Source organism: Halococcus sp. IIIV-5B (genome assembly GCF_003602035.1).
GTDB classification, from domain to species: Archaea; Halobacteriota; Halobacteria; order Halobacteriales; family Halococcaceae; genus Halococcus; species Halococcus salsus.
The window spans coordinates 1-8,112 of record NZ_QZWE01000054.1 but is presented as its reverse complement, the minus strand read 5'-3'; the positions used below and the strand labels follow the sequence as shown (position 1 = coordinate 8,112).

Here is an 8,112-nt window from a genome sequence, read left to right as displayed (position 1 = left end):
CCATAGGTCTTCTAAACGATTCTCCAGCATATCTTTTATAAGTAAATGAGGCCCGTCTGAAAGGCGTAGCCTTTCAGATGAGAAGGAAGCGAATTGTCGAAAAGAAGAACAATTGCGAAAGGCTTGTTAACGGAGGTTGCATGGTTAGAACCACGCATCGCTACCACCACCACCACTATGAGCCAAAAACACGCTGACGACAATACGGTGGCCGACCGCATCGCGGAAGCGACGGGCGAAGACGTGAGTGAGTACTCCGCAGAGGAGTACGAGATTCCGGATTACGACGACCTCGAAGTAGCCGACGCGGACGAGTACTACGGCGAAGGCGAGTAATTATTCCCGTTAGTCCCGTGCCACTGTTCGAATTGGTCGATTAGCCTATCGTGGTTTTTCAGTAAAAATTCCTCACAGAAAGACGGGGCTTTATTGACTGGTACATCCGGAAAGTTCCAAAGAACCTTATCCTTCTTCCCATTTTTCATAACGTCCATGTGAAGACCCTCTTTTCGGATATCGTGTCCCCAATTCATGTGCGGATGATGGTCGAAACGAGCAACCTGTCGCCAGTCGTCGGGATATCCAAACCGGGTATCGAAGTTGTATTCCAACTGCACCATGAACGAAGTGACGCTCCCTCTGGATGTCGTGATTTCAACTCGGATTTGCGAATAAGGATAAGCGGGATATTTGATGTATTGGATATCCGATGTTGACATTCGAGAAGTGGTGTGGGCGGATTACACATAGTTCTGTGGCTACGAGCGGATACCGCACGTACCTTCAACCCGTAATGATATCCACTGACAGCCGTCGACAGAGGTTCGAACGCACACCCTGTTGCTCCACATAGTCACAACAGTCACAACAGGGAATTTACCCACCAGTAATGAACCGTTCCTTCCACCTTCCACCTCATCGGAAGGATTTCTTCATGTTGAGGCGATTAGAGGTTATGCAGCTGTTGTGACGGTGCTTACCCTCCGCTCACTGACGACGACTGTTCAACGAGTATCCATCCGTGACGGCGAGTCTTCTCGAAGGCGATTCTCCCTTTGGACCACTCTTCGAGCTTCCTACAAGCGCGGTAAACCTGTTTCCAGGCGAGTGATTCCCCGGTGGCCGTGGTTAGGAGGTTACGGAGGTTCCCCGTTATCACCCGTCCTTTGGGTGCCTTCGAGGACCACTCTTCGAAGTGGTCGAATATCGAAACGGCGCGCTCCACCGAAGCGGTCACGTGTCCCATGGTGGCATCGTCGTGTTCGTCCGCCTTCGAAACCCGCTCAATCGGAGTCATATCGTTTTGTGACCCACCTTCGCCACTCTTACCCTGGGGTTCGGAGTCCGAAAGACGGGCTTCTAACTCGTCAATTCGTTTGTGAGCCGCGTTACGGGCCAGTTCGACCCTTTCCACTCTATCGAGGAGGTCGATTACGACTGACTTCAACGGGTTATCGTTGGATATGTCTTCTAACAGCTGTTCCACATCGCTCGTTCCGGTACTTTCAATACCGGTGGCTGATTGTGCTACCATAGAGGCTTGCATACTCCTCGGCGGGGATGTTCTCACCATCCCCGAACCCGGTTTTGTTTTCCCGAGTTACCACTATCGGCGGGGCCTTTTCATATCAAAGTATGGGTTCGTGGCTCACGGCCCGTAGCTGGCGCGGGACTGGTCCCTTAATGCAATTTGGACACTGGTGATAGTGTACGTGTATTTTCGGCCAAACACCAGTGTGCCGCCGTGTACTGCTGATATCGTACTAATATAAGATTTAAGTATTAGCTCGTCTTACGAGCTACTGCACTTCCTAAGGTGGGTGTCCAAGGTGTTGGTCACCCGCTTGCTGCTACCCGCTGAGATGTATCCCTCCCATTACAAACAGTATTCCACCGATTAGGAAGCTCGCTATCTTCAACAGCAGCAGGATTACCTGAAGCCGTGTCTTTGCGCTGGTCCACTTCGAGGTGGGGTTTCCCTTCATTTGTGCTTTCAAACCGCAGACTGCTCTCTCAGTAGCTTCCTCGAAGCGGAGACACGCACTTCCTAAGGTGGGTGCCCATTTCGAGCGTGCTACGGGTCGATTCGAGGACGTTCAACCGATTTATCCAACCGGGGCAACGTCCTTACCACAGCCACATCCCGGAAGCGGCGTAAACCTATCGCCCCCGAGTTCGACCTGAATCGTGTTCTGCCACCGGCATAATCCTACCGTCTCACTCCCATCGCAAAAGATAATACATACCCTCTCACTGTGTCTGACGAACCTTTACGAAGTAGTACGAAGACTGTCGCATATGGGACGCCTCTCAGTCTCCTTAAACGACGAACAACTCGAATGGATAGAGAAAAAAGTCGATGACGAGGACGCTTACGAAAGTAAGTCAGCTCTTATGAGAGAATGCTTAAACCGTTACGAAAAGGTAGACAAACTCGAAGCGGAGCGGGATGATTTACGGAGACAACTCGCGGAAGCCAACTCACGAAATGACGATGTGGATGAGTTGGCTGAATACGTAGAAGGCGAACGCGAGTTACAACGTGAAGAACGCGAAAGGCGGCGTGCACCACTTGCTACACGTCTGAAATGGCTAATTTGGGGCTACGATGGTCGATGACTGTTCCGAACGCTGTGTAACGCTACGCGTTCGATTGAACAATTTGGTCGTTGGCATCGCCGGCAGTAGCGTCTCAGCCGGTCCCAGCCGCTGGCCAATCACCTCTATGTCTGATTGAACCAGTCGAGACAGTCGTCATAGAAGTGGTCTAACCCGTTGTTATGAAAGCGAGCGACGAATGCGTATGGTAACTCCCGCTGGTTCTGAGTTGTATACTGCAAATATCGCTCCATCTCGTCGAGTGGGCTGTCGTCAACGAACCCGTTCTCATCGAACTTCTGCACAAAGTGAACTCTATCCTCGTACTCGTGGTACAGTTCGTGCCGAATACCGGAGAAATGGCCGTGCTGAAAATCGATACGAAGTCCCCAGAGGAACGTGAGGTTTCGAGAGTAATCCGACCGTCGCTGGTCAACGCTCGTGAAGTGATACGGCTTCATATCGACGTTGCCATCCGTCTTCCTGTTTACCAGTTCTCGAACATGCTCGTTGAACGAATAGAGCGCCGAGAGATAGTTGTGAATAAGTCGCGTTGCCTCTGCCTGTTGGGCTTCTACATCAGCTGTTGTGTGCTCTGCCTCGTGTACTGGATTTTGCCTAATGTCGTACTCATCAACGACGAACTCCACCATCTCGGAGTAGTTCGAGTCCAAAATAACAAACGCACGCGCCAACCCGTTCTCTTCATCGCCGTTGAGGCCGTGGTCCGGTTGCGCGTGCTGTTGTAGAAGTCGCTCTATTTCCGATGAGTAACCGCTTGAACTCACTCGTCGTCGTCTTCGTTGGGGTCAACGAGCGTGAAGGTACCCATTCCCTGACGGAGTTTCTCGACATCCGTCCCGGTGAGGTCCGCAATTTCGTCTGCGGTTTTGCCCTTCTTCGACATGCATGCATGTATTGCATCACGGGATATAGGCGTTTTCCTACTTTCGCACTCCCGTTAGTTTCTTCATTATCGCTGGTGTTAGCGCGCCTTAACGAACCTCTACGACGTGATTATTCAGTATAACCAGTTAACCGTTTACACGTTAAACGTTAAGTCGGTGTCCGTCTTACGGACAGATGCACCTGTTGAGGGTGGGTGGCCGAGTTGAAGTCGGTTCACCTACTCGCTGCTAACCGGCGAGATGAATCACCCCAATAGCGGTGGTTATCGCCAGTGCAACTGCTATGATACGGAGTAGCAGGTAGATTACTTCCAGACGCGTTTTCGCTTTCAGCCATGGTGATTTCGTGCTCACGTAGTTCGTTCTTCCTCCGTTGTCCACGGCCATCCCATAGATGGCTCTCTGCGCGGCGACATTGAGGGAGAACACGCACCTGTTGAGAGTGGGTGGCTTCCCTTTGTCGCGTTGCGTCCGTAGTATCACGCGGAGTGTATTTAATTTCACCGGCTTCTAACCCCCTGAAACTCTCTTCTATGGGCTTTTCAGAGGGATTACTTTCGAATGAAACCGTCGTTTACTGTTGAGTGGTTGACGGCGCACGCGTTACTCGCGCGCGAACCGAACAGTCACCGCTTACCGCATGGGATGGGCGCTCCGGTCGGGGGGAATCAGCAACGCCCTCCCTCCGCTTTGCGCTCCTTCCTCCTCGTGGCCGTAAACGGCCACTCACCGTGCGTCGTCGCTCCGGTGGTACGTGGGGGTTGGCTTCGAGGAGAGAGACAGCAACCGCCTACGCATAGTCCTCGAAGGCAATTGCACTTTCAAAACGTCAGCTGTAAAGCGAAACCTGAATTGCGAAAAATTGCGCACACCGCCACTCCCCCGAATGTATCTCAATGTTGGGCGACTCGACGAAGCGAAGTCGTGTGGTGTGTTACCACTCCCGAGAAGTAAATGGAATAGGGATGGCCAGCAATGAAGTGCGTCCTCGAAGCGTACTCCTCGAAGGAACTGCCTTCGTTGATAATGCGGAGCGGGCTGATGCGGAACGACTGAGGAAGTCGCTCGCGACTCCGGAAGGGTGGCCATCCCTCTGCGGTCGCGGTTGCGGGTAGGCTGTCGATGACACCTTTAGGTGTCGAGACAGCCACTCAACGGAGTAGAAGCACAGCGGAATTATAGCTCCGTCATTGGCTCTGTGGAGTGATACATCGACGAAGTACGGCGTTCATCAACGGAGTTACTACCTCTGTGATGGTGCCGCTACTCTCCGATGGTACTCTTCGAAGTCTTACTAAAATTGCAATCGTCCCACGTATTTGTGGGAGTGACAAAGCACCCAATTACCACGATGTGTTACCATCGTAGCCCTGAAATTTTACCAGGCTCCGTCTCGGTCCATTCGGGATTATAACCCTCTGGCACAGTCGTCTCGACTGTTACTCCTCTGGCCCCACAGTCCGTTACTGTGGCCGTGTGTGGTCTTCGTCGTAAGTTTGGGTACTCACGGGCCATACACCCTTTTTCGTGGGTGACGGTCAGAAATTGGGGAGAGACGACACCACTTCGGATGAAGCCCCTTCACCGAACTCACTCCGGTGACGCGTGCTTATTTTCTATTACTATATTGATTGATATAAAGGTGTCGTCACGGTGGTGGTGGACCATATCATATTAGTGATAGTAGTACGTAAGTCTTATACGATAGAGACCCTAACCAAAGGTTACTCACTCCGGTGACGCAGGGGGTTGCGTTTCCTCCCCTGTTCACTTCACTTTTCCATAGCGGTAGCTCTGCGTTATAGAGTCACCTCAGAAAGGATAATATGGCGCGAGATTAGCCCGTGTGCGCTCCCGCAATGATATGAGGGTAAGGACACTCCTCGTTACAATCGCCAAATACGCCGATATAACGCCTCAGATTGAATCGTCGTCACTCATACTTCTCGCTCCTCAATCGGGAGGTGTGCGTCGTCGAACCGATGTGGCTGTCCCCTCCGTTCGGGGCTATCCCCATAGCGAGCACTTCGGCGGACTCGACGTTCGACTCCCTGGTTCGAACTCATTGGTCGAACACCTCCCGCTTAATCCGTAGCTGTTCCTTCTCGGCTTCGCTCAGTTCACTCTCGTCTTCCAACTCGGCGGAGTCCCCACCATCACCCTGCCGTCCAAGCATTGCACGAAGGCGGTCTTGCTCTGCCTCGATATCCTCGTCGGATGGTGCGCCGGCTTCGGAAGCGAGAGTACTGATGATGACGTCGAGAGAGTCTGTTTCATCAAATTCGCGCTCGCTATGCTGGACCTCTCGAAGCTGTGCAACCGTGCTTTCCGCCAATTCAATTCGTTCCATATTATCAATATCTGCCGATAGAGCGAACGGCATTTTGCCGCTCGATAGTGCCGCCGCTGATTCACCCGCTGGGGGTTCCTTTTCGTCTGTGGCCGTGGGGATGGTCACCCTATTCCCGTCGGCTCCGTTGCCCGTGGGGACGAGCGTAAGGCTCCGGATTTGGAAATCCGAGACCACGGCATTCCCATCATCATCGTGGTCTAAGTCCTGGGCGTGACGTCCAACGACCCGGACGTCGAGAAGGTCATTCGCTACCTTCTTCGCTATCTCTTTCTCCGAAACCTCAGCTGTGAATCGGAGAGCATCGTCTTCGTACTCGGCAGAGGTGACGCGACCGGCGACTCCCTGTACCGACGTGTCTCCGTCTAAGGTGACGTGTGCGTCTTCGAGGGAACCGACGGCGTTTCGAAGCTCCTCAGCAGGGTAGCGCTTTGTGCGTACATCCGTCGATTTGACTCCCGGAGTGGCGGCTACTCCCGATATTTCAAAGCTCATTGGGTGGACGTCGGGGGAGTGTAATCAGTAAGAGAGCGAGCCCAGTACTGAATGCACCTTTTAGCGTGTAGCGTTATCGGGTCACTCCCCGGAACGTCCCGAGTGTCTTCAGTGTAATCGGAGGCGCTGAGAGAGGCCTTCAGTGCGTTAGTACTCTCATAGTAGACCCGGAAACGACCAGTGAATCGACCTTATTTTCACACACCTAATATAACAAGAAACCCGATTAGCAGGGGTAACGATACGGTCTACCCCTGTCGATAGACTTAACTTCCGGTTTCTCCAAAACTCGGAATAGGTATGAGACTGAAAGAGAACCCGGACGATGAGAAGATGAGAGTGTGGATGAGCGGTGACGAAATGGATGCTCTATACGGCTATTACGAGGGTGACTACCGGCGGCGGTTCGCATTGATGCTAATGGGTGAGTGTGGTCTTCGGAGCCACGAAGTCCTCGATTTTACCCCTGGTCACATACAGCAGATGGATGCCGATGAAGTACTCTATAAGCTTCGTATCCCCCACGGAAAAGGTGATAAACCCCGTGAGACAGTGATTCCTAACGATTTGCGGAATGAAATCGTAATGTTCGCCAATATGAACGACGTGGACGATGATGCTCCATTGGTGGACGTGACGAAGCGAACGCTCCGTAACTGGGTCCGGAAAGCCGCCGATAGCCGTCCCACCGATGATGAAGGCTGGCATCACGTTGGTACACACGATTTGCGACGTTCGTGGGCGGGGAGACTAGTTGATTCCGATGTCTCTCCTCTCGTGATAATGGAGTTAGGGGGGTGGGAAGATTACGCTACCTTCAGGGACCATTACCTAAATGAACTTTCAGACCGAGTGATAGCTTCCGAAGTGGCAGAAATTGCTGGATAGCTGATGATTCCCTTCGTGATGATTCGATATCATTCCTCAGTGTAATCTATGTTATTGATTGGCACGTCTTCATGCCGCTCGTTTTCTATATACGAAGCGATAGGAAATCGCCGGTGTCGGCCAGCTACCCTGGCCGCCAATACAGGGGGTTATTCCCCGGATAATACTTCGATATACTCGTCTCGTCGGACTCGATGGAGCCTCGATATCTGGGAATGGTACCGTGCTCGATGTGTGGATACCACGTCTTCGAAGCGATACGAAGGGGTGACTCTCGGCGGTGAGAGCGCGCGGAGCGGACGCTACGGAGTCGATAGTCGGGAGTAAGGCACATCCATCGTGTTCACGGCCTCGGGCGCTGAGAAGCGGACTGGATGTCTCCTCGCACGGAGCTTTATGCGCACCAATATGTGACGGTTCTTTAACTATGGCGGTTGCCCAAACCAGCCTATTCGACTTCGCCCGCTCCACTGAACAGGCGTCTCTATTCACGTTCGCGACGAACGATGGAGCCGAACCCAAACCCGAACTCGTGGAGCATACGTCTGATAATCGGCATCGATGGAGGGATGCCAACGGGCAATTCGCTCGCCGTGCCGATGCTGTCCGGCGATATTGAGTTAACGAGTCGATTCTAAGGGCGCAGAGGTGGGGGTTTTGTGCTGAAGAGGGTACGCGAGACAGCCACATCGTGCGTTAACGGCATTTCATACCAAATCAGTGATGGAAAAGAGAAGCAAAATCCGCCATAGGTCTTCTAAACGATTCTCCAGCATATCTTTTATAAGTAAATGAGGCCCGTCTGAAAGGCGTAGCCTTTCAGATGAGAAGGAAGCGAATTGTCGAAAAGAAGAACAATTGCGAAAGGCTTGT

At 52.4% G+C, this 8,112-nt stretch carries 7 protein-coding genes; 3 read left to right on the top strand and 4 right to left on the bottom strand.

The window, feature by feature from the left end; translation table 11 throughout:
* Positions 1–177: 177 nt before the first annotated feature.
* Complete coding sequence (locus D3261_RS20155) at positions 178–336, top strand: hypothetical protein (RefSeq protein ID WP_158589421.1); 159 nt, start codon at positions 178–180, stop codon at positions 334–336.
* Between the two features lie 640 nt (positions 337–976).
* Here D3261_RS20155 and D3261_RS20775 read toward each other — a convergent pair.
* Positions 977–1,534, bottom strand: a complete 558-nt coding sequence (locus D3261_RS20775) for a hypothetical protein (protein ID WP_233554044.1) — start codon at positions 1,532–1,534, stop codon at positions 977–979.
* Positions 1,535–2,298: 764 nt separating this feature from the next.
* Between D3261_RS20775 and D3261_RS19055 the strand changes: the two genes are divergently transcribed.
* Positions 2,299–2,619, top strand: coding sequence for a hypothetical protein (locus D3261_RS19055; protein ID WP_199694076.1), 321 nt, complete (start codon positions 2,299–2,301; stop codon positions 2,617–2,619).
* 104 nt (positions 2,620–2,723) lie between these two features.
* On the opposite strand, the gene D3261_RS19050 is transcribed toward D3261_RS19055, so the two are convergent.
* The 3 genes from D3261_RS19050 to D3261_RS19045 all read right to left on the bottom strand — a co-directional run bounded on the left by D3261_RS19050 (position 2,724) and on the right by D3261_RS19045 (position 6,351).
* A complete protein-coding gene (locus tag D3261_RS19050) occupies positions 2,724–3,386 on the bottom strand; it encodes a hypothetical protein (protein ID WP_120075137.1) in 663 nt (220 codons plus the stop codon).
* Positions 3,383–3,505, bottom strand: a complete 123-nt coding sequence (locus D3261_RS20910) for a hypothetical protein (RefSeq protein ID WP_255409240.1) — start codon at positions 3,503–3,505, stop codon at positions 3,383–3,385. The genes D3261_RS19050 and D3261_RS20910 overlap by 4 nt, the downstream gene beginning before the upstream one ends.
* Positions 3,506–5,568: 2,063 nt before the next feature.
* Positions 5,569–6,351 (bottom strand): hypothetical protein, encoded by a 783-nt coding sequence (locus D3261_RS19045; RefSeq protein WP_120075136.1) that lies wholly within the window; start codon positions 6,349–6,351, stop codon positions 5,569–5,571.
* 300 nt (positions 6,352–6,651) lie between these two features.
* Between D3261_RS19045 and D3261_RS19040 the strand changes: the two genes are divergently transcribed.
* Positions 6,652–7,239, top strand: coding sequence for a site-specific integrase (locus tag D3261_RS19040; RefSeq protein WP_120075134.1), 588 nt, complete (start codon positions 6,652–6,654; stop codon positions 7,237–7,239).
* Positions 7,240–8,112: the final 873 nt, after the last annotated feature.

Bases quoted from the DNA above. Each gene is read 5' to 3' on its own strand.
- D3261_RS20155 (WP_158589421.1), top strand. From the start codon at position 178: ATGAGCCAAAAACACGCTGACGACAATACGGTGGCCGACCGCATCGCG.
- D3261_RS20775 (WP_233554044.1), bottom strand. From the start codon at position 1,534: ATGGTAGCACAATCAGCCACCGGTATTGAAAGTACCGGAACGAGCGAT.
- D3261_RS19055 (WP_199694076.1), top strand. From the start codon at position 2,299: ATGGGACGCCTCTCAGTCTCCTTAAACGACGAACAACTCGAATGGATA.
- D3261_RS20910 (WP_255409240.1), bottom strand. From the start codon at position 3,505: ATGTCGAAGAAGGGCAAAACCGCAGACGAAATTGCGGACCTCACCGGG.
- D3261_RS19045 (WP_120075136.1), bottom strand. From the start codon at position 6,351: ATGAGCTTTGAAATATCGGGAGTAGCCGCCACTCCGGGAGTCAAATCG.
- D3261_RS19040 (WP_120075134.1), top strand. From the start codon at position 6,652: ATGAGACTGAAAGAGAACCCGGACGATGAGAAGATGAGAGTGTGGATG.